A 25,669-nucleotide genomic window follows, 5' to 3' on the forward strand; every position below is an offset into this window, starting at 1 on the left:
CTTCCTGAGCTGTGGGTGAGGAACCGTCATAGAGTAACCGTCCCGCCGCCTGCGGTAGCGTCGCGGTCATGACGGACGAGCCGACAGACCCGCGGGTGCCGAGGATCCCCGCCTATCTGTTGGACCCGAGGCCCGTCGTGATCATCGGGACGTTGGCGTGGACACTGGCCCTCCTGTCGCACATGCTCATGGACGAGGTCGACATGCGCTCGGTCATCCTGGGCGCGGTCGGCGTCGGCGTCGGCGCTGTCGGCACGATCGTCTACGCCCTGCAGCGCCGGGCTGTCCTCCGCGGCAGTGCGGGCGCCCAGCAGGGACTGGACTACGACCTGGACTGAGCGGGTCAGACCCCGCTCGGGGGCTCCGGGTCCGCTCCCCTGTCCGGGGTCTCCGGGGCGGGTGCCGTCTCCTCGGCCGTCTCGCCGGCCGGCGCCGCACCTGCGGTCCGGTCGTCGGCGGTCGCGGCCCGGGCGCGTGCGGTCGCGGCGAGCTGCTGCGGCAGGACCACCACGTCGACGGCGGCGTCGTCGTAGGCCTCGGCGACGGCCGGCCCGGTGTCCCTGGGGATCTCGACCTCGCTGTGGGCTCCGCAGCCGTACCCGAGGTGGACGACCTGACCGTCGGCGGAGAACTCGTTGGCGCAGACCCCGAACATCGCGCCCAGGGACCCGGCCACCGGCACCAGGAACCCGCAGGACCCGCAGTGGTGCTTGGCGGCGCGGGCGATCTCGGCATCGGGTCCGCGCTCGGCCGACCAGCGGTCGGCGGCGGTGGCCCGCCCCTCCCGGCTCAGGTGCCGGGGGCGGCCGAGGCCGATCGGCCCCGCGAGGTCGTCCAGCTCGTCGTCGCCGGACAGCGCGTAGCCGGGGACGAGTCGATCGTCGTCCTCGGGGGGCGGGAGCAGGTCGCCGGCACCGAGGTCACCGGGCCGGATGCGCCGATCCCACGGCACCCACTCGGGGGCGACCAGCGCATCCGCACCCGGAAGGAGCGCGATCTCGTCGACGGTCAGGTCGCCGCCGGGTACGAGCGCGAGGACGCAGGCCCAGTACCACCCGCGGTACCCGGGGAGCTCGGAGACGAACCGATGCGTGGTGGTGAAGTCCGCCTCGACGGTGCTGCCGAGGTGCTCCCCCACTCCCGCGGCGGCGAACTCCTCGACCGCCCGACGTGCCACGTCAACGCCGGAGGCCAGCCGCTCACGCAGCGCGTCGTCGAAATCCGACCCCTGATCCGTGCCTACCTCGGTGTTCACCCCTCCCATTATGCGCAACTCCGCGTGGAGGTCACGGTCCGGCCCGTCGTGCGGCATCCTTGGGACATGCGCAGCGCCCTCGGCCCGGTCGGCCCCCTCGTCGTCTCCCTGAGCCTCCTCGCCGCTCTCACGGCGTGTTCCGCGGGAGACGGCGACGCCCCGCCCGCCACCACCACCGCCGGCACCGCGCTGGCCTCGTCGAGCATCCCCGCCGGCTCGGTCGCCGGCGGTTCGTCGAGCCGGGGGGTGCCCGTCGGTCCGTCGGACCCGCAACCCGCGCGCGGCTCGGTCGAGGTCGTGCGCACCCTGGCGCACGACCCGTCACTGTTCACCCAGGGCCTCCAGGTGGTGGGCGACGAGATCTACGAGTCGACGGGGCGGGTCGGCGCCTCCCTCGTCCAACGGCGCCCGCTCGAGGGCGGCGACCCCGCGGCGTCGGTGGACATGGCGCCGGACGAGTTCGGCGAGGGGCTCGCCGTCACCGGCGACACGCTGTGGACCCTGACGTGGCAGAACCGCGTCGCCCACAACCGCGACCCGCGGACCCTCGAAGTCCGGTCGGAGGTGCCCTACGAGGGTGAGGGCTGGGGCTTGTGCTTCGACGGCACCTCCCTGGTGATGAGCGACGGTTCCGACACCCTCACCTTCCGTGACCCCGTGACCTTCGAGCCGACCGGACGCGTGCAGGTGACCTCGGGGGGCGCGCCGGTCACCCGTCTCAACGAACTGGAATGCGCGGACGGTTCGGTCCTGGCGAACGTGTGGATGACCGACGAACTCGTGCGGATCGACCCCGCCACGGGGCACGTCACCGCGATCTACGACGCCGGGCGGCTCGAGCAGCCGCGCCCCGCGGACCCCGACGCGGTCCTCAACGGCATCGCGGCACTGCCGGACTCCGAGAACGTCCTGCTCACCGGCAAGCTGTGGCCCAACCTGTACGAGGTGCGCCTCGTTGGCTGATCGCCCCACCGGACCCGCGCGCCGCGCCCTCTCGTCCGCAGGGCGGGGCGTTCGCCGGGTCTTCCACGCCGACGGCGCGGGCCGGTCCGGGCTGGCTCCCCTCAGCTACGTCACGGTCGCGAACTTCGCGTGTGACGCCATCCTCGCGGTGGCCCTGGCCAACACCCTCTTCTTCTCCGCGGCGACCGCGGAGTCCCAGGCCAACGTGGCCCTGTACCTCCTGGTCACGGTGGCCCCGTTCGCACTGGTCGCTCCGGTCATCGGCCCCGCCCTGGACCGCCTGCGCAGCGGCCGCAGGTTGACCGTCTCGCTGACGTTCACCCTGCGCGCGGTGCTCGCCGTCATCCTCGCGCTCAACTTCGACTCGTGGCTCCTCTACCCGCTGGCCCTGGGCATGCTGGTGCTGTCCAAGACGTTCGGCGTCGTCAAGGCGTCCATCACCCCGCACGTGTTGCCCCCGGCTCTGGACCTGGTCCGCACCAATTCCCGTCTCACCGTCCTCGGGCACGTCGGCGGCAGTCTGGTCGCGGGGGCGGCGGCCGGCGCGGTGGCGTGGCTGTGGGACTCGAACGCCGCGCTGTGGTTGCTCGCCGCGGTCGCGCTCGTCGCGGCCTACGTCGCGATGACCATCCCGGCGCACGCCGAGGCGTCGGAGGGCGAGGAGTCCGCCACCCTGCGGATGGAGCGGGGCCGATCACTGGCCAGCGGCCTCAAGGCCGTGCTCACCCGGCCGCTTGGCAGAAACGTCTTGGCGAACCTGTGGGCGGTGTCGCTCGTGCGATTCATGACCGGTTTCCTCACCCTGTTCCTCGCGTTCGTCGCCAAGGCCCAGGAGGGCGCCTCCGCGGTCGAGCAGGCGGGCCTCCTGGCGATCGCGGGCGCAGCCGGTGGGCTGGGCACCTTCGCGGGCAACGCCGTGGGGGCTCGGCTCACCCTGGGACGGCCCGAGCGGATCACCGGCATCGCGGGGGGAGCAGCCCTGGCGGCCGCCGTCGTCGCCGCCTTCCTCGGGACCATCTGGGCCGCTGCGGTCCTCGCCCTCGTCGCGGCGGTGTGCAGTGCCCTGGGCAAGGTGGCCCTCGACGCGTCCCTCCAGACCGACATCCCGGACGCCGCGCGGTCGTCCGCGTTCGGGCGGTCCGAGACCGCACTGCAACTGGCGTGGGTCCTGGGCGGTGCGCTGGGCGTGTTGTTACCGCCGGACTTCACCGTCGGGTTCTCGGTGATCGCCGTGGTCGGGGCCCTGATGTTCACCCAGTCCCAACTGACCGGCCGTGGGTCCACCCTCGTCCCCGGCCTCGGCGGCAACCGACCGCGCTTCCCGGGCCCGCCCCGTGACCCGGGTGTGGCCGACACCCGACCCCTCGGCAGAATGGAGGGGTGAGTTCCCGCAACGAGACCCCGTCGACCGGCTCCCGTGTCCGTCCCGTCACCTGGGTGATCGCGGCGTGGATGATCATCATGATCGCCGCGATCGTCGGTGCGTGGCAGGGCTCCGAGTCCAGGTACGGCAAGCTTCCGGAGGTCACCGTCGCCAGTGACCGCTCCCAGGTGACGGTACTGCCGTTCGCCGCGACCGACCTGGACGGCAACACCTTCACCAACCCGGTGGGCGACTTCCGGGTACAGGATGAACACACCCTCACGGTCCGGCTGCCGGGAGAACTGCAGGACTCGACGATCGACGTCTACGAGGTCCGCGCCGGCGGCACCCGCGAGTACACGGTCGAGGCGGGCGGGCCCGCGCAGCTACTCGTACCCGTGACCACCCCGGACGAGGGCCGCCTCGAGGGCCTGGCCCTCCGTTCGGTGGCGCTCGTCTACGCCGGGGACGGCTCGGAGACGATCCTCAACGGCGAGTGGTCGGTGAGCTTCACCTACGACGACTGATCCGTGGATCAGCTGTCCAGTTCACGGGCCACCGCCCGCAGCACCGAGGCGACCCGGCCCGAGACCTTGGCGTCGGGTCGGTGACCGCGGCGCAACTCGGGCTGGACGGTCGACTCGAGGACCTTGATCATGTCCTCGACCATCCCGTGCAGCTCGTCCGCGGAGCGTCGGGGGCCACTTCTCGGGGCACGCTCCTCGGCGACGGTCGGCTCGTCGTGGACCACCACGCGCAGCGCCTGGGGGCCGCGGCGGCCGGAGACCATGTCGAACTCCACGCGCTGCCGCGGACGCAGCGTCTCCACTCCCGCGGGAAGTGCGTCGGAGCGCACATAGACGTCCTCGCCGCCCTCCTGGGACAGGAAGCCGAAGCCCTTCTCCGCGTCGTACCACTTGACCTTGCCGCTGGGCACCGCGAACCACCTCCCGGCCGAGCGCGCGAACGCGACCGGCCACCTCGATTGACACCCCGAGACTACCCTCGTGCGCGTTGGTGCCCACCGCGAGGCGAACGGTAACCTCCCGGTGTGACCTCCGACGATCGACGCCCCGCCGGCGACCCCTGGACACCCGACACCGCGGCGCCCGCCCGGGCACACGACGCCCCGACCCCGCGACGTCGGGGCCTGTTCGTGACGGCGCTCGTCATCTTCGCGATCGGGGTGGCGTTCACGGTCGCGGCCGCACTCACCCCGTTCGTGCTCGGGCGTGACGCCCCCACGGTCCTCTATCTCGGCGCGATGCTGTTCACCCCGGTCGGGTTCCTGCTGGGACTGCTGTACGCCATCCTGGGCTCGCGCCCGCCCAAGGTGTGACCAAGCGCACCCGCACTCGAACCTCCCAGGTAACGAGCGGATAACGACGTAGCGATCCGGCCTGTACCACCCCAGTTTATTTCAGAATGGTGACGATCAGGCATCGGACCGCTACAGTTCCGTAGCAGACTCGTCAGCGAGTCGGCATCGGACGACCTTTCCGAACCCCGCCCAGCGGCCGATGCGACTGTGACCATTGACCCGGGCGGGGACGGGGGACCCGACAGGGCCCACCACGGGCCCGACGACCGACGGTCGTCTTGGGGTGAAGCCGCCGCCGGCGGCCGGACGCACTCGTCCGAACCCGACAGCTCACCCCGTAGGCACAGAGTGAAAAGGACTGACGCGTACATGACCTCTTACACCGGACGCCACCGTGCTGCCACCACCTCCTCCGCGCCCAAGAACGCCGTGAAGGTCGTGCTCGCGGGAACCGCATTCTCCGCCGCCGGCCTGGCCCTCGCGCCGGCCGCCAACGCCGCCCCCGACTCCGACTGGGACCGCCTGGCCCAGTGTGAGGCGGGCGGCAACTGGGCCATCAACACCGGCAACGGTTACCAGGGCGGCCTGCAGTTCTCGCCGAGCACCTGGGCCGCCTACGGTGGCACCCAGTACGCCCCGACGGCCAACCAGGCCACGCGTGAGCAGCAGATCGCGATCGCCGAGAAGACCCTGGCCGGTCAGGGCTGGGGCGCCTGGCCCGCCTGCTCGGCCAAGCTGGGCCTGAACTCCGCGCCGACCCCGCGCAACCTGTCCAACCCGGCTCCCGCGCCCGCGCCCGCACCGGCCGCGCCCGCCGCCCCCGCTCAGGTCACCGCCGCCGAGCACGTCGCGACGCTGTCCGCCTTCGCCGAGGGTCGGGGCGTCGTCCTGCCGATCGCCGACACCTACGAGGCCAACCGCGACGCCGTCGACGCCGCCTACGCCGGCAACAAGGCTCTGGTGGACGGCTTCGTCGCCACCTACCTGGCCAACTGACGCGGCACCCGATCTCCCGGTCCGCCGGACCACGGGAAAGGGCCGCCACCCCCTACGGGGAGTGGCGGCCCTTTCTCGTGTGTGCGTGCGCCGTGCTCAGCGGGAACGGACGGTCCTGTTGACCACCGTCTCGGGGTGGAGGTACCCCAGCCGTTCCTGCGGCAGCGGGAAGGTCTCCTGCCCGAAGGGGGACAGGCCTCCCGCGACCAGCGCGGCGAGTTCGGTCACCGGGTGCTCGCCGAACGAGGCGTCGGGCCATCCCGGGTTGTCATAGGTCAGATTCTTCTTGGCAGCCACGTGGTCAGTGTCTCACCTCCGGCGCCTCCCGTCAGCAACTGGGTCGGATACGACCCGCACGGCCGTCACGGTCCGCGTGACCTCACTAGGCTGGGACGGATCATGCCGAGTTCCCGTGCCACCTCCCGCCGTGCCACCTCCCGCAGTGCTGGCTCCCCCGGTGCCGCCGGCGTCGAACCGGACTTCCCCGCCTGGCTGGCCGGGCTGTCCGATGACGAGCTCGTGCGCGTGTGTGAGGCGCGCCCGGACGTGGCCACCCCTCCCCCGGCCTCGCTCGACGTGCTCGCGTCCAGGTTGCGGTTGCCGGCGTCCACCGCCCGCGCGCTGGGCACGCTGAAGTGGCCGGAACTGGTGGTCCTGGCCACCGCCGCCGCGGTGGGTGCCGATTCCGGGGCGGTTCCGCTGGGTGCGGTGTCGGGCCGGTTGGGTGTTGACGACGACGAGCCCGTCTTCCACTCCGCCGTCGCCCGTCTCCGTGAGCTCACCCTGCTCTGGGGCGGGGAGGGCCACGTCCGGATGGTGCCCGTCACCGCGGCGGCCGTCCGGTCGGCCCCGGTGGTGGCGCCACACCCCGGCGAGCCGGTCGGCGCTGACCTCGACGCGGCCTGGACCGGCCTGTCCGGCCCCGCCGTCGGGGTGCTCGAGGCGATCGCCCGCGGTCGCACCCCCGTCGGTGCGCTCGGTGCCGGGGCGTCGGAACCGGTCCGCGCCGCCGCGACCGAGCTGGCCGGCGTGGGACTCGCAGAGGTGACCGGTGGCGACGACGGCGAGGTGGTCGTCCCCCGCGCCCACGCACTCGACCGGGCCCGCCACGGAGCGCGGGACGAGGGGTCGTCGCTGCTCCACGCACCGAAGTGGGCCGCTCCGGGGGGCGGGTCCGGCGCGGACGCCGCGGGCCGGATCGATGCCTCCGGAGGCGTGGCGGCCCTCGAACTGCTCCACCGCTGCGACTCGGTGCTCGCGGCACTGTCGACCGCCCCGGCCGCCACGCTCAAGGCCGGTGGTGTGGGGGTGCGCGAACTGCGGCGGGTGGCCCGGGCCGCCGGCCTCGGCGAGGGCGAGCTGCCCCTGCTGCTCGAGGTTCTCGCGGCCGCCGACCTCATCGCGGTCGGGGACACCGAGGTCGGGGACGTGGACTACGACTCGGTGTGGGCCCCCACCGACGCCTCCGACGTCTGGTCGGCCCGTGAACCCGCACGCCGGTGGGCCGAGCTCGTCCTGGCGTGGTGGTCGATGCCGCGCACGCCGTGGCGCGTCGGGGCCGAGCTCGAGGGCGGCGGCACCCTGCCCGCCCTGGGAGAGCCCGTCGGCCCGCCCGGACCGACCGAACGGGGACGGGTCCTGACGGCGCTGGCCGCGCTCGACCCCGCAGCCGCCCCCCACGACACACTGCTGGCGGAGGTGGTGCGCTGGTCCTCGCCGGTGTGGTTCTCGCGCGCGGGGTCCCGGCCGGTGGAGGAGACCGTGGCGGAGGCGCGACGGATGGGGCTCGTCGTCGCCACCACCGCCACCAGCGCCGCACGTGCCCTCGTCGACGACCCCGCCCCGGGCGTCGAGGACCTCGAACCGGTCCTCACCGCCGCCCTGCCCGACCCCGTCTCGGAGGTGATCGTCCAGGCCGACCTGACGATCCTCGCCCCCGGGCCGCTCGTGCCGGAGCTGGCGGCCGAGTTCGCCCTCCTCGCCGACGTCGAGTCGGCGGGCGCGGCCACCACCTTCCGGGTCACCGAGACCTCACTCCGCCGCGCCCTCGACGCCGGTCGCACCGCGGCGGGGATCAGGGACCTGCTCACCCGCACCTCCGTCACCCCCGTCCCCCAGTCGCTGGACTACCTCATCGACGACGTCGCCCGGCGACACGGCCGCCTGCGGGTGGGCACCGCCCAGTCCTTCGTCCGCTGCGACGACCCGTCGCTGGTCGCCCAGGTCCTCGGCTCCCCGGTGGCCGAGAACTGCGCACTGCGGGCCGTGGCGCCGACCGTCCTCATCTCCCAGGCCCGGCCGCTGGACCTCGTCGAGGCCCTCCGGGAGCACGGGTTCTCCCCCGTGGTCGAGGACACCACCGGGGCCGTCGTCGCACTGTCCCGCCCGGCGGCGCGGGTCCGGGAGAGTCGCCTCACCCGCGCACCGCGCATCCCCACGCGGGCGGCGACCCCCTCCGAGCTGCGGGCGGCGGTCGCCGCGATGCGCTCGGCCGACCGGGTGCGTTCGGCACGGGGGGCCTCCGGGGGCGCCTACACCGGCGAGGCCGCCATCGCCCGTCTGCACGAGGCCGCGAGCACGGGCACCGCCGTCACCGTCTCGGTGGTCGACGCCCAGGGCCGATCCACCTCCCGACTCCTCGTCCCGGCCTCCGTCGGCGGGGGCCGGATCGAGGGGATCGAACCCGATTCCGCCGAGCCCGTCACCCTGCCGCTCCATCGCGTGATATCCGTCTCCGACGTCGACCCGACCCGCTGACCCGGATTCCTGGACAATGGAGGGTCGGACCCACGCGGGTCCGGTGAGACCCCGAGGAGGGCCGAAGTGAGTGGTGGACCGCTGATCGTCCAGTCGGACAAGACCGTGCTGCTGGAGATCGACCACGAGCAGGCGAACGACGCACGCCAGGCGCTGGCCCCGTTCGCCGAGCTGGAGCGCGCCCCCGAGCACGTCCACACCTACCGGATCACACCGTTGGCACTGTGGAACGCCCGGGCCGCCGGGCACGACGCCGAGCAGGTGGTCGACGTGCTCGTCTCCTACTCCCGCTTCCCCGTCCCGCAACCGCTGCTGGTGGACATCGCCGAGACGATGGCCCGCTACGGGCGGCTCCAGCTGGTCAAGAGCCCGGTGCACGGGCTGACCCTCGTCTCCCTGGACCCGGCCGTGCTCGCCGAGGTCAAGCGTCACAAGAAGATCGCGCCCATGCTCGGTGCCGACATCGACACGGACACGGTCGTGGTGCACCCGTCCGAACGTGGCCGCCTCAAGCAGGAGCTGCTCAAGGTGGGCTGGCCGGCCGACGACCTGGCCGGGTACGTCGACGGCGAGGCCCACGACATAGACCTGTCCACCGAGTCCGAGGCCTGGGAGCTGCGCGACTACCAACAGATGGCCGCCGATTCGTTCTGGGCCGGTGGCTCGGGCGTCGTCGTGCTGCCCTGCGGCGCGGGCAAGACCATGGTCGGGGCGGCCGCGATGGCCAAGGCCAAGGCCACCACGCTCATCCTGGTGACCAACACCGTCGCCGGGCGGCAGTGGAAGCGGGAACTGTTGGCCCGCACCACGCTGACCGAGGACGAGATCGGCGAGTACTCGGGCGAGCGCAAGGAGATCCGTCCGGTCACCATCGCCACGTACCAGGTGGTCACCCGCAAGACCAAGGGAGTCCACCGGGCTCTGGAGCTGTTCGATTCCCGCGACTGGGGGCTGATGATCTACGACGAGGTGCACCTGCTGCCCGCGCCGGTCTTCCGGATGACGGCCGACCTGCAGTCCCGGCGCAGGCTCGGGCTCACCGCCACCCTCGTGCGCGAGGACGGCCGCGAGGGCGACGTGTTCTCCCTCATCGGCCCAAAGCGGTACGACGCCCCGTGGAAGGACATCGAGGCCCAGGGCTGGATCGCCCCGGCTGACTGCGTCGAGGTGCGGGTGACGCTCACGGAGAACGAGCGGATGCTCTACGCCACCGCGGAGGCGGAGGACAAGTACAAGCTGTGCTCGACCGCGCGGACCAAGATCCCGGTGGTCAAGAAGATCCTCGCCGCGCACGCCGGCGCCCCGACCCTGGTGATCGGCGCCTACCTCGACCAGCTCGAGGAACTCGGCGACGAGCTCGACGCACCCGTGATCCAGGGCTCCACCTCCAACAAGGAGCGGGAGAAGCTGTTCAACTCGTTCCGTGCCGGGGAGATCTCCACGCTCGTGGTGTCCAAGGTCGCCAACTTCTCGATCGACCTGCCCGAGGCCAGCGTCGCGGTGCAGGTGTCGGGCACGTTCGGCTCGCGTCAGGAGGAGGCCCAGCGGCTCGGCCGGCTCCTGCGGCCCAAGCACGACGGTGGTCAGGCGCACTTCTACTCCGTCGTCTCGCGCGACACCCTCGACGCCGAGTACGCCGCGCACCGGCAGCGGTTCCTCGCGGAGCAGGGGTACGCCTACCGGATCGTCGACGCCGACGACCTGCTGGGGCCGTCGATCCCCGAGGTCGGCTGAGCCCGGCAGGCGCGGTCCCTGGGATACTGGGCCCATGGCCGCCGATCGCACACCCCGCGCACCGCACGAGCAGTACCGCCTCGCCGACATCCCCGTCGACGACGCCTGGGTCCGTAAGAACAACGAGAGCCTCGCCGAGGTGCGGCGCCTGCAGTGGTCCGCCGGCATCCTCGGGGTGATCGTGCTGGCCGCGGCCGTGGGCCTGCTCGTCTACTCGGGCTTCGAGGCCTGGGCCTGGATCGTCGCGGCGATGGCCGGGGTCTTCGCGATCGGTTGCCTGGCGATGATCGGCTACATCCCCCGCAAGATGGGGTCCATGCAGCGCACTTACGCCACCTCGGAGCTGGTCCCGGCCATCATCGCCGAGGTCCGGCCGCGCGGCGTCACCCTGCTGGCGCTCGTCGACCGGGCCGTCGACCGGTCGGCCGGCTCCCTGCCCGCCCTGGTCGCCCGGACCTGCGGACCGATCGCCGGGCACGAGGCCAGGGTCGGCGAGCGCGTGCCCTGCGTCGCCGTGGTGGGCAACCGCAGCGCCCGCGGAAGCGACAACCTGTACCAGTTCATCTCCCCCATGCCCGTCGCGTGGGCGACCTCCGACCAGGCCGCCCTCCGGCGGCTCGAGAAGGAGATCCCCCCGGGTGAGTGGGAGCGGCTGCGCCAGAACCTCGACCGGGTGAAGGACGTCTCGGCCGTGCCCACGAGTCTGCTCCCCCTCGACTGAGCCGAGCACACCCCCCGCGCCCTCACCCGGCGACCCGCCCCCTGTGAACTAAGTGTCACGGGACCGTGATCCGACGCCACAGTTCGGCAACACCGCCTTCCTAGCCTGATCCGCACAGGCTAGAAGGAGGTCCAGGAATGACTGAGCACATCGTCGTCGTCGGACACGGGATGGTCTCCCACCGATTCGTCTCCACCCTCGGCTCGCGGTACCGCGACGCCGACCTGGCCGTCACGGTGATCGGCGAGGAACCCGACCCCGCCTACGACCGGGTGGGCCTGTCGGCCTACGTCGGCGCGTGGGAGCGGGCGGCCCTGCACCTCGAGGACGCCCGGCACGCCGCCGACCCGCGCGTCACGGTCCGCTCCGGTCACCTCGTCACCGCGATCGACCGGCCCGCGAAGCAGGTGGAGCTCGACTCCGGTGAGCGCATCTCGTACGACACGCTGGTCCTGGCCACCGGTTCGCGCGCGTTCGTCCCGCCGGTTCAGGGCCACGATCTGCCCGGTTGCCACGTCTACCGCACGCTCGACGACCTCGACGCGATCCGCGCGGCCGCCGAGCGCGCCGGGGCCGGGGCCCACGGCGTGGTGGTCGGCGGCGGACTGCTCGGCATCGAGGCCGCCAACGCGCTGAGCCTGATCGGTCTGACCCCGCACGTCGTCGAGCGCAACGACCGGCTCATGCCCGTCCAGGTCGACGGGCGCGGCGGCGCGCTGCTGTGCGACCTCATCCGTGACCGCGGTATCGACGTGCACCTGGACGTGACCGACACGGTGATCGAGCCCGGTGACGGAGCGGACGGTGCCGGCGGGGTGCGGGTCACCCTGACCGGCGACGACGGCGAGACGACCGCCGTCGACGCAGCGGTCGTGGTGTTCTCCGTCGGGGTCAGACCCCGTGACGAGCTCGCCCGCGGGGCCGGGTTGGCCCTGGCCGAGCGGGGCGGCGTGCTGACCGACCGGGCCTGCCGCACCTCCGACCCGCACGTGTTCGCGATCGGCGAGTGCGCGGCCATCGAGGGCACCTGCTACGGCCTGGTCGGGCCCGGGTACGCCTCCGCCGAGGTGGTCGCCGCCCGGCTCGGCGACGGGCCGGGTGCCGACGCCGAGTTCGCCGGCGCCGACGTCGCCACCAAACTCAAGCTCATGGGCGTGGACGTGGCCAGCTTCGGCGACGCCCACGGGCGCACGCCCGGCTGCCTCGAACTGGTGGTGGACGACCCCGTCACCCGCACCTACTCCAAACTCGTCCTCAGCGACGACGCCCTGACCCTGCTCGGCGGGGTGTTCGTCGGCGACGCGGGCCCGTATCAGCTGCTCAAGCCGCTGCTCGGGCGCACCTTGCCGTCGTCGAACCCCCTGTCCCTCATCACCCCGGGCGCCGCGGCGGACGGCGGTGTCGGCGTGGAGTCGTTGCCCGACGACGCCCAGATCTGCTCCTGCAACGCCGTCACCAAGGGCACGCTCCGCGAGGCGATCTGCGGCGGGGCGTGCGACGTCCCGGCGCTTAAGGCGTGCACCCGCGCCGGCACCTCGTGCGGGTCGTGCCTGCCGCTCATGCGTCAGGTGCTCGAGGCCGAGGGCGTCGAGCAGTCCACCGCGTTGTGCGAGCACTTCGACCAGTCCCGCTCGGAGCTGTTCGAGATCGTCACCGTCACGGGGATCCGCACCTTCTCGGGTCTGATCGGGCGGTTCGGCCGCGGCATCGGCTGCGACATCTGCAAGCCGACCGTCGCCTCGATCCTCGCCTCGACCAGCTCGGACCACGTCCTCGACGGTGAGCAGGCCTCGCTGCAGGACACCAACGACCACTTCCTGGCCAACATCCAGAAGAACGGCACCTATTCGGTCGTCCCGCGCATGCCCGGCGGGGAGGTGACCGCCGAGCAGCTCATCGTGATCGGGGAGATCGCCCGCGACCACGACCTCTACGTCAAGGTCACCGGCGGCCAGCGGATCGACCTCTTCGGCGCCCGGGTCGAGGAGTTGCCCCGGATCTGGCGACGCCTGGTCGACGCGGGCATGGAGTCCGGTCACGCCTACGGCAAATCGCTGCGCACGGTGAAGAGCTGCGTGGGCACCTCGTGGTGCCGATACGGCCAGCAGGACTCCGTGGGGATGGCGGTCCTGCTCGAGAACCGCTATCGCGGGCTGCGCGCGCCGCACAAGATCAAGATGGGCGTGTCCGGCTGTGCCCGCGAGTGCGCGGAGGCCCGCGGCAAGGACGTCGGCGTGATCGCGACCGAGACCGGCTGGAACCTGTACATCGGCGGCAACGGCGGCGCGACCCCGCGGCACGCCCAGCTGCTGGCCGGAGATCTCACCGACGACCAACTCATCCGCTACATCGACCGCACGGTGATGTTCTACGTCCGCACCGCCGAGCGCCTGCAGCGGATCGCACCGTGGCTCGAATCGCTGGCGGGCGGCATCGACCACCTGCGTGAGGTCGTGTGTGAGGACTCTCTGGGACTCGCGACCGAACTCGAGGGCCGGATGGAGGCCCACGTCGAGGGCTATGTCGACGAGTGGGCGGCGGTCCTGGACGACCCGGACAAGCTCGCCCGCTTCGTCTCGTTCGTCAACGCCCCGGAGGCCCCGGACCCCACCGTGCAGTTCGAGGAGAAGGGCGGCCGCAAGGTGCCGGTCCTCCTCGGCTCGCCGTCCATGCCGGCCCGCGTCTGACGGTCCCGCGCCGGACACCGGCCAGCTCTGCCGGCCACCCCGCCCACGACTCCCGCTCACCAGCACCGCCCACGACTTCCGCCCGCCAGTCCCGCCCACCAGGAGGAGATCCGCCATGACCACCACCCAGCTGTTCACCGCCACCCGCCCCGCCGAGATCGCCGTCTGCCCGGTCGGCCGACTCATCCCGGGGCGCGGGGTCGCCGCCTTGCTGCCCGACGGCCGCCAGGTGGCGGTGTACAAGATCGACGACGACGAGGTCCGCGCCCTCTGCAACATCGATCCCGTCGCCCGGGCAGCCGTGATGAGCCGCGGCCTGGTGGGGGACCGCGCCGGAGAGCCCGCGGTGATCTCGCCGATCGGCAAACAGGCCTATGCCCTGGCCGACGGTCGCGGCCTCGACGACCCCTCGCACGGTCTCTCGGTGTTCCCCGCCAGGGTCGCCGCCGACGGCACAGTGTTCGTGGCCACGCAGCCGGCCGTCCGGCATGCCCGCGTGATCGCGGCGTAGTCGCCGGGCCCCGCACGGCGAGGCCGGCCCAGACCAGCCAGCGGCCCGTTCCCGACACCGGGGCAGCGCATCCGCTCGTGGATGCGCTGCCCCGGTGGCTTGCGATGGCCGAATGCACACTCTTGCTGGGGTTACGCTGCGAACGTGGTCCATTCCGAGTGCGTAAGCCGGCGGGCCAGCGCATGTGGCGTGTGATGCGCTGGCTCGTGGCCACCACACCGCCTGGGCCACCACACCGCGCCGCGGCCCGGCGCCTCAGATGTTGAGTCGGTAACCGCGCTTGACGACGGTCGTGACGAGGTCGGGAACGCCGAGCGCGCGCCGCAGCCGGCCCATCGCGGTCTCCACGGCGTGCAGGTCGGTTCCCTCGCCGGGCAGTGCCGCGAGCAGGTCGTCCCGGCTGACGCAGGCCCCGGGCCGCCGGGCCAGGACCCGCAGCAGCGCGAGCTGGGCCGGGGTGAGGTCGACGAGTCGTCCGTCGACCAACGCCGCCGCCGCGCACACGGTGAGCTCGTGCCCGGCGACCTCGATCGGCTCGGTCCGGGCGGCGAGCTCGTCGGTGGTGTGCCGCATGAGCGACCCCAGCCGCATCCGGTCCGGGCTGGTGAACGGGACGTCGAGTTCTGCCAGGGGCGCCGCGGTCACCGGCCCCACGCACAGCGCCGCGACGGGCCCGCCGAGCGCGTCGAGCAGGTCGTCGAACACGCCCAGGGCCTCGGCCCGCTTGAGCACCGCCACCACCGCCGGCGCCGCGGTGAAGGTCACCCCGTCGACGCCCCGGGCCGCGATGGTCCGCACCAGATCGTCCAGCGCCGCGAGATCGTCGGGTAGCTCCCAGCGGTAGACGGGCACCTCGATCACGTCAGCACCCGCCTCACGCAACCCGTCGAGCAGCACCGCCATCGGGTTCCAGCCGGAGCCCGCGCCCTGGATCTGGACGCCGATCGTCAGCCCCTCCACGCCCCGCTCGAGCAGCATCTCCAGCAGCTCCGGGCTGGCCTCGCTCTTGGCCGAGGCGTGCTCCCGCAGTCCCGCCGCGCGGATCGCACCGGTGGTCTTGGGTCCGCGGGAGTACAGCGGGATCTCACCCATCAGTGCGAGCAGGTCCTCGGCCAGGCCCCATTCCTCGCACACCTGCATCCACCAGCGCACGCCGGCCGCGGTGGTGAGAACCATGAGGTCGGCGGGCGCCGCGAGCAGGCGCCCGGTGGCCTCGCGCACCACCGTGTCCTCCGCGATGGGGATCATGTGCATCGCCGGCGCGTGCAGGACGGTGGCACCGCGCCGCTCGAGAAGGGTGCGCTGCTCGGAGGCCCGTCGGGCGGCGGTGACGGCGACAGTGCGTCCGAGCAGCGGGAGATCGGGTTCGGAGGTGGTCACGTCGGAATCGGTCACTCCCCCATCATGAACGAGGCGTGTGTCCGGCAGGTTTCCCTCCACCGCCTCGTCCGCCCCCGCTCCCGCTCCCACGTCCGTCCCCGCCGCCGCGTCCCGTGACCGCTCGTCCCCCGTCATCCCGCCTCCTGAAGCCATCCGCAGATCCCGTCGACCGCCGACGAGCACCCGCCACATCCGGTCCCGGCGCGGGTCCGCTCGGCCAGCGCACCGCTGTCGCGCGCACCGTCGGCCCAGGCCGCGACAAGGTCGCCCTTGCTCACGCCGTTGCACCTGCACACGACCGCCGCGGCCGGCATGGTCGACGGCGTCTGAGCCGCCACTGCCTCGGCCCGGCCCAGCACCACCGACACCACGTCGTCCGGCACGGGCAGGGCGTTCTCGAACAGCTGCGTGAGCATCCCGACCGGCTCCGGGTGCCCGATCAGCGCGGCGCCCACCACGCGCCCGCCCGCCACGTCGACGCGCGCATACCGGCCGCGGGCGGGTTCGCTCAGGGTCGTGACCTCGATGGGTGTTCCGGTGTCGGGGCATCGCGATCCGTAGACGTCCGCCGCGAGCGAGCCCAGGGCGACCACGTCGAGCCCGTGGGCCTTGAGCCTGGTCACCTCCGCGCCGCCGACGTACCTCGCCTGCGGGTCCGCGCCGCTGAGCCGGGCTGCCAGCACCACGGCCTGGTCCCAGGCGGGCGCGACCAGCCCGCCGACGACCCCGCGGTGCTCGGCACAGTCGCCGAGGGCGGAGATCGCGGGGTCGCTGGTGGTCAGCTCGTCGTCGACGACCACGCCGCTGCCCACCTCCAGCGCGGCGTCACGCGCGAGGTCCGTCCGGGGCGCGGACCCGGCGGTGAGCACGACGGTCCGGCAGCGCACCTCGCCGTCGTCGAGGGTGAGGGTGGCCCCGTCCCACCTGGTGGCTCGTACACCGGTCAGGACCCGCACCCCCAGGGCTGCGAGGGCGCGGACCAGGACGGCCCCGGCGCCGACGTCGAGGCACCCGTTCATGGGTCGGTCGCGGGGGTGGACGACGACGACGTCGTGCCCCGACCCGGCGAGTGCGCAGGCGATCTCCAGACCGATGAAGCCCGCACCGACGACCGCGACAGGGCCCGGGTGGGCCGCGAGATGAGCGGTCAGTTCTCGCTGGCCCGCAGCGTCCCGGAGGGTGAACGCGCCGGGCGCCAGGCCGCCGCCGGGACCGCGGATGCCGTCGACGGGCGGGATGCGGGGTGCGGCGCCCGTGGCCAGGACCAGGTGGTCGTAACCGATGCGTTCGCCATCGGCGAGTTCCACCTCGCGCGTGGCGCGGTCGATCGCCGCGACGGTTGCACCGGTCCGGACGGTGATGTGGTTGCGCTCCCACCATCCCGTGGGCTTGAGCCGGGCCACCGGCGAGGGTGCCGCCGTCGCGCGGGCCGAGACGGCGGCAGGCCCCGGCCGGGCCGCGACGGCGTGGGACAGCATGATCCGGTTGTACGGCTCCTCCGCTTCCGCGCCCAGCACGGTCACCGACAGCCGCTGCGGGTCCGGCTCGCCGACGCGCAGTTCCTCGACGAGCCGGGCGGCGGCCATCCCGGCGCCCACCACCACGACGCGGCGCGCGCTCATGCCGCCTCCAGCCGGACCGCGCACACCTTGAACTCGGGCATCCGGCTGTGCGGGTCGAGCTCGGGCAGGGTGAGCAGGTTGGCCCGGCCGTCGCCGGGGAAGTGGAACGGCAGGAAGACGGTGTCGGTGCGCATGTCCTCGTCGCAGCGGACCACGGCGTCGAGCGAGCCTCTCCGCGAGACGATGCGCGCAGGATCGCCGTCGACCAGGCCGGCCGCGCGTGCGACGACGGGGTGAACCTGCACCCACATGACCGGTTCGGCCCCGGCGAGTTCGGTGACCCGCCGGGTCTGCGCGCCGGACTGGTAGTGGGCGAGCAGCCGCCCGGTGGTCCCGAGCAGCGGGTACTGCGCGTCGGGTGGTTCGGCGGGTGCGCGCGGCTCGTCCACGACGAACCGGGCGCGGCCGTCGGGCGTGGCGAAGCGGTCGAGGAACAACCGTGGCGTCCCGTCCGGCGCATCGGCGCCGCACGGCCAGTGCAGGGCCTCGCCTGCGTCGAGGCGATCCCAGTCGATCGCCGAATAGTCGGCCTTGCCGCCGGCGGAGGCGCGGGCGAGCTCGCCGAACACCGCGCGCGCGTCGGTCGGGAACCGCTCGGGCCCGCGGTCCAGGCGGCGGGCGAGTTCGTGCCAGATCCACAGCTCGTCGCGCACGCCGGCGGGCGGTGTGATCGACCGGCGGCGCCGCAGCACGCGCCCCTCGAGGTTGGTGAGCGTGCCCTCCTCCTCGGCCCACTGCGGTACGGGCAGGACGACATCGGCCAACGCGGCGGTCTCCGAGAGGACGAAGTCGGCCACGACCAGGGTGTCGAGAGCGCGCAGTCGCTCGGTCACGCGCCCGGCGTCGGGCGCGGAGACCACCGGGTTGGAGGCGTGCAGGAGCATGGCGGTCGGCCCTCCCGGTCCGCCGAGCGAGTCGAGCAGCTCGAACGCCGACAGGCCCGGTCCGGGGATCTGCTCCGGGTCCACTCCCCACACCCCGGCGACGTGGGCGCGGGCGGCGGGATCGGTGATCATCCGGTACCCGGGCAACTGGTCGGCCTTCTGCCCGTGCTCGCGGCCGCCCTGCCCGTTGCCCTGCCCGGTGAGGGTGCCGTAGCCACTCCCCCGCCGCCCGGGCAGTCCCAGCGCCAGTGCGACCGCGATGGCGGCGCCCACCACAGCGGTGCCGTCGGCGTGCTGCTCGGCGCCCCGGGCGGTGAGGATGTACGACCCGGCCCCGGCGTCGCGCGCGCCGGTGAGCAGGGCGACCGCCCGCTCGAGGTGGGCGACCGAGACGCCGGTGACGCGCTCGGTGCGGTCGGGGAGCCAGGCGGCGGCGTGCGCCCACGCGTCGTCGAATCCGCTGGTGCGCTCGGCGAGGTACTGCGTGTCGACCGCGCCGGTGACGACGACGAGGTGGAGCAGTCCCAGCGCGAGCGCCGCGTCCGTGCCGGGGCGCAGTCGCAGGTGCACACCGCCCCCGTCGAGGGCACGCCGCGCGGTCGCGCTGAGCCGGGGATCGGCCACGACGAGCCCGCCCGCGCGTGCCGCAGTGTCGAGGTGTTGGAGGAACGGGGGCATGGTGTCGGCAGGGTTGGCACCGACGAGCAGCACCGCCCGGGCGTCGGCGAGGTCGGTGACGGGGAACGGCAGTCCACGGTCGAGGCCGAAGCTGCGGTTCGCGGCCGCCGCGGCGCTCGACATGCACCAGCGGCCGTTGTAGTCGATGAGCCGGCTGCCCAGCGCGAGCCGGGTGAACTTCCCCAGCTGGTAGGCCTTCTCGTTGGTCAGCCCGCCGCCGCCGAACACGGCCACCCCGTCGGGCCCGCCCACGGCCTGCGCCCGGCGGATCCCGTCGGCCACCCTGTCCAGGGCGGTGTCCCAGTCGCACGGCACCAGGCGTCCGTCGTGGCGGACGAGCGGGGTGGTGAGCCGATCCGGGTGGGTGAGCAGGTCGCCCGATGTCCAACCCTTGCGGCACAGCCCGCCGCGGTTCGTGGGGAACCACGCGGGTGCCACCTCGGCCGCCGCGGCCGGGTCCGGCCCCGGCGTCACCGTCATCGCGCACTGCAGAGCGCAGTACGGGCAGTGCGTGTGGGTGGGCCGGTCCTCGTGGGGGCCCTTCCCGGCGGGCTCGGGCACCCTCGTCAGGTTCGGCACCGCCGGGCTGCTGCGGACGGTCGTCATGGTGCTCTCCTCGTCGTCGTCCCCTCGTTCCTTTCCGGTCAGCGCGCGGCCGGCACCGGACGTGCGGCCGGGTCCGTCGCGGGGCGGGACGCCGCGGCACCGGCCACCGTCGTCGCAGCGCCGGCCACCGTCGGCGCGGCGGTCGGACGCCGCAGGTACACCGTCCGCGTGACGAGCGCCGCCACCACGTAGAAGACCGTGAAGGCCACGAACGCCCAGGTGGCGGACCCCGACGACTGGTAGGAGCTGCGCAGGGTCATGTTGATGAGGAACCCACCGAACGCGCCGACCGCGCCGGCGACCCCGATGAGGGCGCCCGAATGCGCCCGCGACCACGCCGCCCGGGCGACCTCCGGCAGGTCGAGGCCGCGGCTGCGCGCCTCGTAGACGGTGGGGATCATCTTGTAGACCGAGGCGTTGCCCATCCCGGTGAGCGCGAACAGGGTGAGGAACGCCGCGAAGAACAGCACCAGTGCCCCGCCGGACAGTCGGCCGCCGTCGGCCGCCTGCATGCTCGAGGTGACGATCAGCGCCACCGTCGTCGCGGCCATGCCGAGGAAGGTCACCAGGGTGACACGGGCACCGCCGAAGCGGTCGGACAGGCGGCCCCCCAGCATGCGCGTCAGCGAGCCCAGCAGCGGGCCGAGGAAGGTGATCTGCGCGGCATGGAGGGCGGCGTCGGCCGGGGACTGGCCGTTGCCGGTGAAGGTCATGGTGAGCATCTGGCCAAAAGCGAAGCTGAACCCGATGAACGAGCCGAAGGTACCGATGTAGAGCAGTGACAGCACCCAGCCGTCGCGGTCGCCTGCCACATCGCGCATGCTCGCCACGTCCACGGTGTGGTGTTCGAGGTTGTCCATCTTGCATGCCGCGCCGATCCCGGCGACCACCAGCAGGACCAGGTACACCGCGATCACCCAGTGCGGCGAGCGGTTACCCGCCACGGCGATCACCACCAGTCCCACCACCTGGATGGTCGCCACGCCCAGGTTGCCGCCGCCCGCGTTGAGGCCCAGCGCCCAGCCCTTCATGCGCTGCGGGAAGAAGGCGTTGATGTTGGTCATGGAGGAGGCGAAGTTGGCGCCGCCCAGGCCCGCGAGGGCGCCCACCACCAGGTACAACCAAAGCGGCTGCCCGGGGTTGGCCATGATCCACAGCATCGCCCCCGCCGGGATGAGCAGGACGAACGCGGAAAACATGGTCCAGTTGCGGCCGCCGAACGTCGCGGTGGCCAGCGTGTACGGGATGCGCAGGAACGCGCCGGTCAGGGTGACCACCGCGGAGACCAGGAACTTGTCCGGCGCGTCCAGGCCGTAGACGTCCGTGGGCATGAACAGCACCATCACCGCGAACAGGGTCCACACCGAGAACCCCACGTGCTCGGCGAACACCGACCAGTACAGATTGCGCATCGCGGTGCGCCGGCCCCCGGACTCCCACTGGGCCGTGTCCTCCGGATCCCAGTTCTCGATCACGTGCGAGCGCGTCATGAACCGCCCCTCCCCGGTCGTGGGCGCCCGGCCGGCGCCCTATGCCACGCCACCGTAGGAAGCCGCTGTTTCCCCTGCGCTACCCGTGGTGACGGTCCCGTCACGGTGTACTCACCTCCGGCGGATCGGCCTGTGAGGGTGCCGCTCGCGTGGTCGACTGGGACCATGTCACGCACCGTCACACGACTCCGCCGCGTCGCTCTCGCCGCGGTCCTCCTGGCCACGCCGCTGCTCGGCCCCCTCGCGACCGCTCCCGCCGCCCTCGCCCAGTCACTCGACGATCCAGCCTGGCCCGCCGACCGCCCGTTCCCACCCGCCACCGACGGCCCGTTCGGATGGGCCGAGCTCTCGTACTGGCCCTACGCCGGCGCGCCGTCGGATCCGCAGTTCTGGGCCCCGAACGGAGCACCCATGCGCGTGCTCTCCCCGTTCGGCACCGACACGGAGATCTGGTGCTCGAACTACGTGTCCCAGGGATCGGACTGTTGGCAACGCGACCCCTCGGGGACGCCGCACAGGCTCCACCGCATCACGGTGCTCTCGGACGTAATCACCGGATCGACCGGGTCCGCGGCCGACGGGAGCGTCCGGGGTGCCTACAACCTGGCCTACGAGCGGGAATGGCCCACCACGTCGGGCGGTATCGGAATTCCCGCCGGCACCGTCCCCGGTTCGGCCACCACCACATGGGTCTCACTGATGCCGCTCTCCCCGTTCGGCGCCGACTCCCGCGACTTCGACGTGTGGGTGTACCCGGGGTTCGTGCCCGGCAACTGAGTAACCTGGGACGTTCGAACCCGCTGCGAAAGGATCCACCGCGTGCCGTTCCCCCTGGATGTCCCCGAGTCCGACCTGCGCAGGCGCCGGAGCCAGAAGTGGGTGGCCTATCCCGAGGACGTCCTGCCGCTGTTCGTGGCCGAGACCGACGTCCTGCTCGCCCCGGCGATCCGGGAGCGCCTCGCCGCCGCGGTGGCGGACGGTGACACCGGCTACTTCGCCGAGATCGAGCGACTCGGCGGGGTGTGCGCGCGGTACTACTCGCGCTTCGGGTACGACGTGCCGGAGGACTCGGTGGTGCCGGTCAACGACGTGGGCGTGGGCGTGCGGGAGACCCTCGCCCGGACCATCCCGGCCGGGAGCGGCGTGGTGTATACGCCGCCGGTGTACATGCCGTTCGGACCGTGGATCCGGCGCGTGGGGATGACGCCGGTCGCGGTGCCCCTGGTCGACCACGACGGCGAGGACCCGCGCCTGGACCTGGCGGGCATCGAGCAGGCGTTGGCCGATGGGGCCCGGGCCGTGCTGCTCAGTCACCCGCACAACCCCACGGGCGTTCTTCACGGCCAGGCAGAGTTGGCCGAGCTCGCCGACCTGGCCGCGCGGCATGACGCCGTGGTGGTCTCCGACGAGATCTGGGCGCCCCTGGCCATGCCGGGAGTCGAGTTCACCTCGTTCCTGGCTGCCTCCGACACCGCGCGCGAGGTGGGGCTGGCCATCTCGTCGGCGTCCAAGGCGTTCAATCTCGCCGGACTCAAGTGCGCGTTCGTGATCAACGGCAACCCGGAGCGGTTCCACGTCCGGCGCTCGGCGCTGTCGGGCGCGGTGGGGCACTTCGGGGCACTGGCCGCGGAGGCCGCGTTGACCGGGTCCCTGGATTGGCTCGACGAACTGCGGTCCGCCCTGGCCGCCAACCTCGACCTGATGGAGCAGCTCATGACCGAGCATCTTCCCCGGGCCCGGTGGCGGCGCCCGGACGCCGGTTTCGTCGCCTGGATCGACTTTCGCGCCTACCCGGGACTGGGGGACGACCCGGCCGCGGCGTTCCTCGACGAGGGGCGGGTGGCGCTGAGCCCCGGGCCGGCGTTCGGCACGGAGGGCAAGGGCTTCGCCCGGGTGAACTTCGCCTGCTCCGCCGAGCTGCTCACCGAGGCGTTCGTGCGGATGGGCCGGGTGGCGAACTCGGCTTCCTGACCTGCCGAGATCCGTTTACATGTGGGATGCGTCACAAACTCGACTTAGGCTAGCCTTTCCTCAAACTTGCGCACTAAGGTAAGGCTTGCCTCTGTGACGGGGGCGTCAGCTTCCACCGGGCGCATCGGGCGCCCGGGATGATTCCTCGAAGGAATTCCCACATGTCTCGTATCGCTTCCCGGTCGGCCGCGGTCGCCCTGACCTCCGCGGCCCTCATGGGCCTGTCCGCTCTCGCGATCCCCGGCGTCGCCGCCGCTGAGGACGTCAACTGCGACCCCGACGCCACCACCTACTCGGTCACCGGCGGCTCGATCGAGTGGGGCTTCAAGCAGAGCTTCCGGAGCTACTTCCAGACGGGCGCGCAGGGGACCTGGACCCTCTCCGAAGGCGTCTCCTTCAAGGGCTCCGAGCGCGGGGCCGACGGCCGGTTCGCATGGCCGATCTCCGAGGGCGCCGTGTCCGGGGCGAACAACGCCACCGCCTCCGGCGACGGCAGTGTCCACTTCGTCGGCCATTCCGGCGCGCTGGACACGACCCTGTCCAACCCGACGGTCGAGATCACCGGAACCTCGGGTGTACTCAAGCTCGACTACGCGGGCAACGAGTTCACCATGAACCCCAACGACCCCGCCGTGCCGATCAGCGGCACCCAGGTCGTCGCCGCCACCTTCACCCTCCCGAACGCCTCCGTCTTCCAGACCGGCGGCCAGGTGACCGTCTCGTCCAACCCGTCTGTCATCGGCGACGCCTTCGTCCCCGCATTCGACAGCTACCCCTCCGGCACCCAGCTGGACCCTGTCACCGTGGTGCTCGACATCACCGCCCCGTGCAACGGCGAGGTCGGCGGGGACGACGACAACGGCGGCATCTTCGGCTCGCTCGGCAACCTCTTCGACTTCGGTTCCTGAGCCACTCCCCCAACAGCAGCCCCGGGCTGCCGGGCACAGCCCCGGTATCCCGGGGCTGCCACTTGGGTTATCGAGACCCCACAAACGCAGTCACAGTATTCACCTCGGCCCTACCCAATGCTCGACAATGCCCGTTGAGGAATTCCCCCGAGAACAATTCCGGAAGCGATATCAGCGCGCCGCCGGGGGCAACTCATCGGCACGCCTTCCGCCGGAATTCCGGTACCCGATTCGACTCGGTTCGGATATAGCGATCAGGGGTTCAGTGCCGTAATATCCATTAAGCGAAACTAACCTCGGAGGAACAATGGAGACCACCCTTTCCGCCCCCTTGTCGAAGGCACTTCACGATTCGACGATGGCGGCCCACGATCAGGCGGAGAACGCCTCGTTCATCACCCGCCTGATGTCGGGCGAGGGGACGGTGAACGGCCTGGTGGCCCTTCTGCGGCAGTCCCTCCCCGTCTACGAGGCCCTCGAGGGGGCGTGCCGTGCCGCCGGCGAGGATCCCCGCCTGGCGTCGATCCTCGACCCGCGCCTCGATCGGACCGACGCTCTCCGCGCCGACCTTCAGGCCCACGCAGCCCTGGGCCGCACGAGCGACCTCGTCGTCCCGGCTGTCACCGCCTACGTCGACGAGCTCCGCGCCTGCACCTCGGACCCGGCGGCCCTGATCGGCCACCACTATGTCCGCTACCTCGGGGACCTCTCGGGCGGGCAGATCATCAAGACCATGGTTCGCCGCCACTACGGCGTCGAGGAGGGCCTGAGCTTCTACGAGTTCGAGATCGACAAGCCCAAGGTCTACAAGGACGAGTACCGGGCCGCCCTCGATGCGCTGCCCCTGAGCGAGACCGACCGGGAGTCCGCGCTGGCTGCGGCCACCCGCGCCTTCGATCTCAACCACCAGATCTTCCTCGACCTGGAGGCCGCAGGCGTCCGCTGAGACGCCCCAGCCCCCTTCTCAGGCCCCCGGATCCGCGCTGCGGACCCAGGGGCCTGACTCGTTGGGCCCCTTCCCGTTTCCTATCCACGCCCGACCCCCGCTCGATCTCACGCGCCGACGACAGCGGCCCCGACACCGAGGGTGTCGGGGCCGCTGGGGCCGCAGCGGTGGGCTGCCGGGAAGTCAGGTCAGCCGGGGAGCAGGCCCGCCAGGCTGCCGAGCGAGACCGAGCCGAGGGAGAACGGGTCCCCGAAGGTGATCGGCTGGTAGGTCTCCCACGCAGCATGCGTGGCTCCGCCACCCGCGTAGGTGTAGATGCCCACGTTGCCTTCGACATCGCCGGCCAGATCGTCGATCTGGGCCTTGGACACGGTGAACGTCGTGGTGAAGCTGCCGTCGGCGGCGAGCTCGATCGCTCCGCGCGCCGACCCACCGATGGTCTCCATGTCCTCGGCGTTGACCGCCCAATACTGGGAGATCGACTTCCGCGCCGTGGACGCCGCTCCCGCGGAGGGTTGCCACTCATCCGCGAACTTGCCGAAGATCACGTAGATCCCGGGGTTCTTTCCGGCGAGCGGGGGCCGGCTGGCGACGACGGCGTCATCCTTGAAGCCGGTCCCGGAGACGGTGATCTCGTGCTCGCCGTCCTCACTGAGGACGGACTCCGAGACCGTCACACGGGGGCCGTCGCCCTGCTCGGCCGAGGCCGAGGCGGAGGTGAGGGACTGGAGCGCGGTGCTGACCAGCGCACCGATTCCGGCCTCGTCGGCATTGGCCACCGGGGCGATCGCCGTGCCGGAGAGCAGCGCGAGCGCTGCCCCCAGCACCATGCCACGGCGACCGGCGAGCGCGAGCCGGGATCGAGAAGTCTTCACA

23 protein-coding genes and 1 riboswitch are annotated in these 25,669 nt (G+C 72.4%); of the genes, 15 read left to right on the forward strand and 8 right to left on the reverse strand.

Features of this window, described 5'->3' with window-relative positions; genetic code table 11:
- Nucleotides 1-68 precede the first annotated feature (68 nt).
- On the forward strand, nucleotides 69-338 hold the full coding sequence (locus L8M95_RS15920) for a DUF2530 domain-containing protein (RefSeq protein ID WP_260487054.1): 270 nt from the start codon (nucleotides 69-71) through the stop codon (nucleotides 336-338).
- Between the two features lie 5 nt (nucleotides 339-343).
- Here the strand turns inward: L8M95_RS15920 and L8M95_RS15925 are convergent, their stop codons facing one another.
- Nucleotides 344-1,264, reverse strand: a complete 921-nt coding sequence (locus L8M95_RS15925; RefSeq protein ID WP_260487055.1) for a DUF3027 domain-containing protein — start codon at nucleotides 1,262-1,264, stop codon at nucleotides 344-346.
- Nucleotides 1,265-1,321: 57 nt separating this feature from the next.
- On the opposite strand from L8M95_RS15925, the gene L8M95_RS15930 reads away from it, so the two are divergent.
- The 3 genes from L8M95_RS15930 to L8M95_RS15940 are packed head-to-tail and all read left to right on the forward strand — an operon-like array spanning nucleotide 1,322 to nucleotide 4,108.
- Nucleotides 1,322-2,218, forward strand: coding sequence for a glutaminyl-peptide cyclotransferase (locus L8M95_RS15930; RefSeq protein ID WP_260487056.1), 897 nt, complete (start codon nucleotides 1,322-1,324; stop codon nucleotides 2,216-2,218).
- A complete protein-coding gene (locus L8M95_RS15935; RefSeq protein ID WP_260487057.1) occupies nucleotides 2,211-3,602 on the forward strand; it encodes an MFS transporter in 1,392 nt (463 codons plus the stop codon). Before L8M95_RS15930 ends, L8M95_RS15935 begins: the two co-directional genes overlap by 8 nt.
- On the forward strand, nucleotides 3,599-4,108 hold the full coding sequence (locus L8M95_RS15940) for a DUF2771 domain-containing protein (protein ID WP_260487058.1): 510 nt from the start codon (nucleotides 3,599-3,601) through the stop codon (nucleotides 4,106-4,108). Before L8M95_RS15935 ends, L8M95_RS15940 begins: the two co-directional genes overlap by 4 nt.
- Nucleotides 4,109-4,116: 8 nt before the next feature.
- On the opposite strand, the gene L8M95_RS17545 is transcribed toward L8M95_RS15940, so the two are convergent.
- Nucleotides 4,117-4,518 (reverse strand): cold-shock protein, encoded by a 402-nt coding sequence (locus L8M95_RS17545; protein WP_312027423.1) that lies wholly within the window; start codon nucleotides 4,516-4,518, stop codon nucleotides 4,117-4,119.
- Nucleotides 4,519-4,632: 114 nt separating this feature from the next.
- Here L8M95_RS17545 and L8M95_RS15950 point away from each other — a divergent pair, with 114 nt between their 5' ends.
- Together L8M95_RS15950 and L8M95_RS15955 are read left to right on the forward strand one after the other, a co-directional pair.
- Nucleotides 4,633-4,920 (forward strand): hypothetical protein, encoded by a 288-nt coding sequence (locus tag L8M95_RS15950; protein ID WP_260487059.1) that lies wholly within the window; start codon nucleotides 4,633-4,635, stop codon nucleotides 4,918-4,920.
- Nucleotides 4,921-5,100: 180 nt separating this feature from the next.
- A riboswitch (cyclic di-AMP (ydaO/yuaA leader) is annotated at nucleotides 5,101-5,260 on the forward strand.
- Nucleotides 5,261-5,271: 11 nt separating this feature from the next.
- A complete protein-coding gene (locus tag L8M95_RS15955; RefSeq protein WP_260487060.1) occupies nucleotides 5,272-5,898 on the forward strand; it encodes a transglycosylase family protein in 627 nt (208 codons plus the stop codon).
- A 96-nt stretch (nucleotides 5,899-5,994) separates the two neighbouring features.
- On the opposite strand, the gene L8M95_RS15960 is transcribed toward L8M95_RS15955, so the two are convergent.
- Entirely contained in the window at nucleotides 5,995-6,195 is a 201-nt protein-coding gene (locus L8M95_RS15960; RefSeq protein WP_260487061.1) for a hypothetical protein, read from the reverse strand.
- 102 nt (nucleotides 6,196-6,297) lie between these two features.
- On the opposite strand from L8M95_RS15960, the gene L8M95_RS15965 reads away from it, so the two are divergent.
- The 5 genes from L8M95_RS15965 (at nucleotide 6,298) to nirD (ending at nucleotide 14,308) form a co-directional block, all read left to right on the forward strand.
- Complete coding sequence (locus L8M95_RS15965; RefSeq protein WP_260487062.1) at nucleotides 6,298-8,655, forward strand: helicase-associated domain-containing protein; 2,358 nt, start codon at nucleotides 6,298-6,300, stop codon at nucleotides 8,653-8,655.
- A 66-nt stretch (nucleotides 8,656-8,721) separates the two neighbouring features.
- Complete coding sequence (locus L8M95_RS15970; protein ID WP_260487063.1) at nucleotides 8,722-10,389, forward strand: DNA repair helicase XPB; 1,668 nt, start codon at nucleotides 8,722-8,724, stop codon at nucleotides 10,387-10,389.
- A gap of 34 nt (nucleotides 10,390-10,423) precedes the next feature.
- Entirely contained in the window at nucleotides 10,424-11,110 is a 687-nt protein-coding gene (locus tag L8M95_RS15975) for a DUF3239 domain-containing protein (RefSeq protein ID WP_260487064.1), read from the forward strand.
- A gap of 137 nt (nucleotides 11,111-11,247) precedes the next feature.
- Entirely contained in the window at nucleotides 11,248-13,797 is a 2,550-nt protein-coding gene (gene nirB, locus L8M95_RS15980) for a nitrite reductase large subunit NirB (RefSeq protein ID WP_260487065.1), read from the forward strand.
- 115 nt (nucleotides 13,798-13,912) lie between these two features.
- The gene (gene nirD, locus L8M95_RS15985; protein ID WP_260487066.1) at nucleotides 13,913-14,308 is read left to right on the forward strand and encodes a nitrite reductase small subunit NirD; all 396 of its coding nucleotides are present in this window, start codon (nucleotides 13,913-13,915) and stop codon (nucleotides 14,306-14,308) included.
- 255 nt (nucleotides 14,309-14,563) lie between these two features.
- Here the strand turns inward: nirD and L8M95_RS15990 are convergent, their stop codons facing one another.
- The 4 genes from L8M95_RS15990 to L8M95_RS16005 form a co-directional block, all read right to left on the reverse strand.
- The gene (locus L8M95_RS15990; protein ID WP_260487067.1) at nucleotides 14,564-15,703 is read right to left on the reverse strand and encodes a uroporphyrinogen-III synthase; all 1,140 of its coding nucleotides are present in this window, start codon (nucleotides 15,701-15,703) and stop codon (nucleotides 14,564-14,566) included.
- Nucleotides 15,704-15,819: 116 nt separating this feature from the next.
- On the reverse strand, nucleotides 15,820-17,310 hold the full coding sequence (locus tag L8M95_RS15995; protein ID WP_260487068.1) for an FAD-dependent oxidoreductase: 1,491 nt from the start codon (nucleotides 17,308-17,310) through the stop codon (nucleotides 15,820-15,822).
- Complete coding sequence (locus tag L8M95_RS16000) at nucleotides 17,307-19,478, reverse strand: molybdopterin oxidoreductase family protein (protein WP_260487069.1); 2,172 nt, start codon at nucleotides 19,476-19,478, stop codon at nucleotides 17,307-17,309. The genes L8M95_RS15995 and L8M95_RS16000 overlap by 4 nt, the downstream gene beginning before the upstream one ends.
- Before the next feature lie 38 nt (nucleotides 19,479-19,516).
- Nucleotides 19,517-20,968 (reverse strand): NarK/NasA family nitrate transporter, encoded by a 1,452-nt coding sequence (locus L8M95_RS16005; RefSeq protein ID WP_260487070.1) that lies wholly within the window; start codon nucleotides 20,966-20,968, stop codon nucleotides 19,517-19,519.
- Between the two features lie 165 nt (nucleotides 20,969-21,133).
- Here L8M95_RS16005 and L8M95_RS16010 point away from each other — a divergent pair, with 165 nt between their 5' ends.
- From L8M95_RS16010 to L8M95_RS16025, 4 genes are all read left to right on the forward strand, one after another.
- Entirely contained in the window at nucleotides 21,134-21,745 is a 612-nt protein-coding gene (locus tag L8M95_RS16010; protein ID WP_260487071.1) for a hypothetical protein, read from the forward strand.
- Between the two features lie 42 nt (nucleotides 21,746-21,787).
- Nucleotides 21,788-22,939 (forward strand): MalY/PatB family protein, encoded by a 1,152-nt coding sequence (locus L8M95_RS16015; RefSeq protein WP_260487072.1) that lies wholly within the window; start codon nucleotides 21,788-21,790, stop codon nucleotides 22,937-22,939.
- Between the two features lie 161 nt (nucleotides 22,940-23,100).
- The gene (locus tag L8M95_RS16020) at nucleotides 23,101-23,847 is read left to right on the forward strand and encodes an HtaA domain-containing protein (RefSeq protein ID WP_260487073.1); all 747 of its coding nucleotides are present in this window, start codon (nucleotides 23,101-23,103) and stop codon (nucleotides 23,845-23,847) included.
- 307 nt (nucleotides 23,848-24,154) lie between these two features.
- The gene (locus L8M95_RS16025; protein ID WP_260487074.1) at nucleotides 24,155-24,793 is read left to right on the forward strand and encodes a heme oxygenase (biliverdin-producing); all 639 of its coding nucleotides are present in this window, start codon (nucleotides 24,155-24,157) and stop codon (nucleotides 24,791-24,793) included.
- Nucleotides 24,794-24,981: 188 nt separating this feature from the next.
- Here L8M95_RS16025 and L8M95_RS16030 read toward each other — a convergent pair whose 3' ends face one another.
- A complete protein-coding gene (locus L8M95_RS16030) occupies nucleotides 24,982-25,668 on the reverse strand; it encodes a hypothetical protein (RefSeq protein ID WP_260487075.1) in 687 nt (228 codons plus the stop codon).
- Between the last annotated feature and the right edge of the window lies 1 nt (nucleotide 25,669).

Source organism: Dietzia sp. B32, from assembly GCF_024732245.1.
In the GTDB taxonomy this organism is placed as follows: Bacteria; Actinomycetota; Actinomycetes; order Mycobacteriales; family Mycobacteriaceae; genus Dietzia.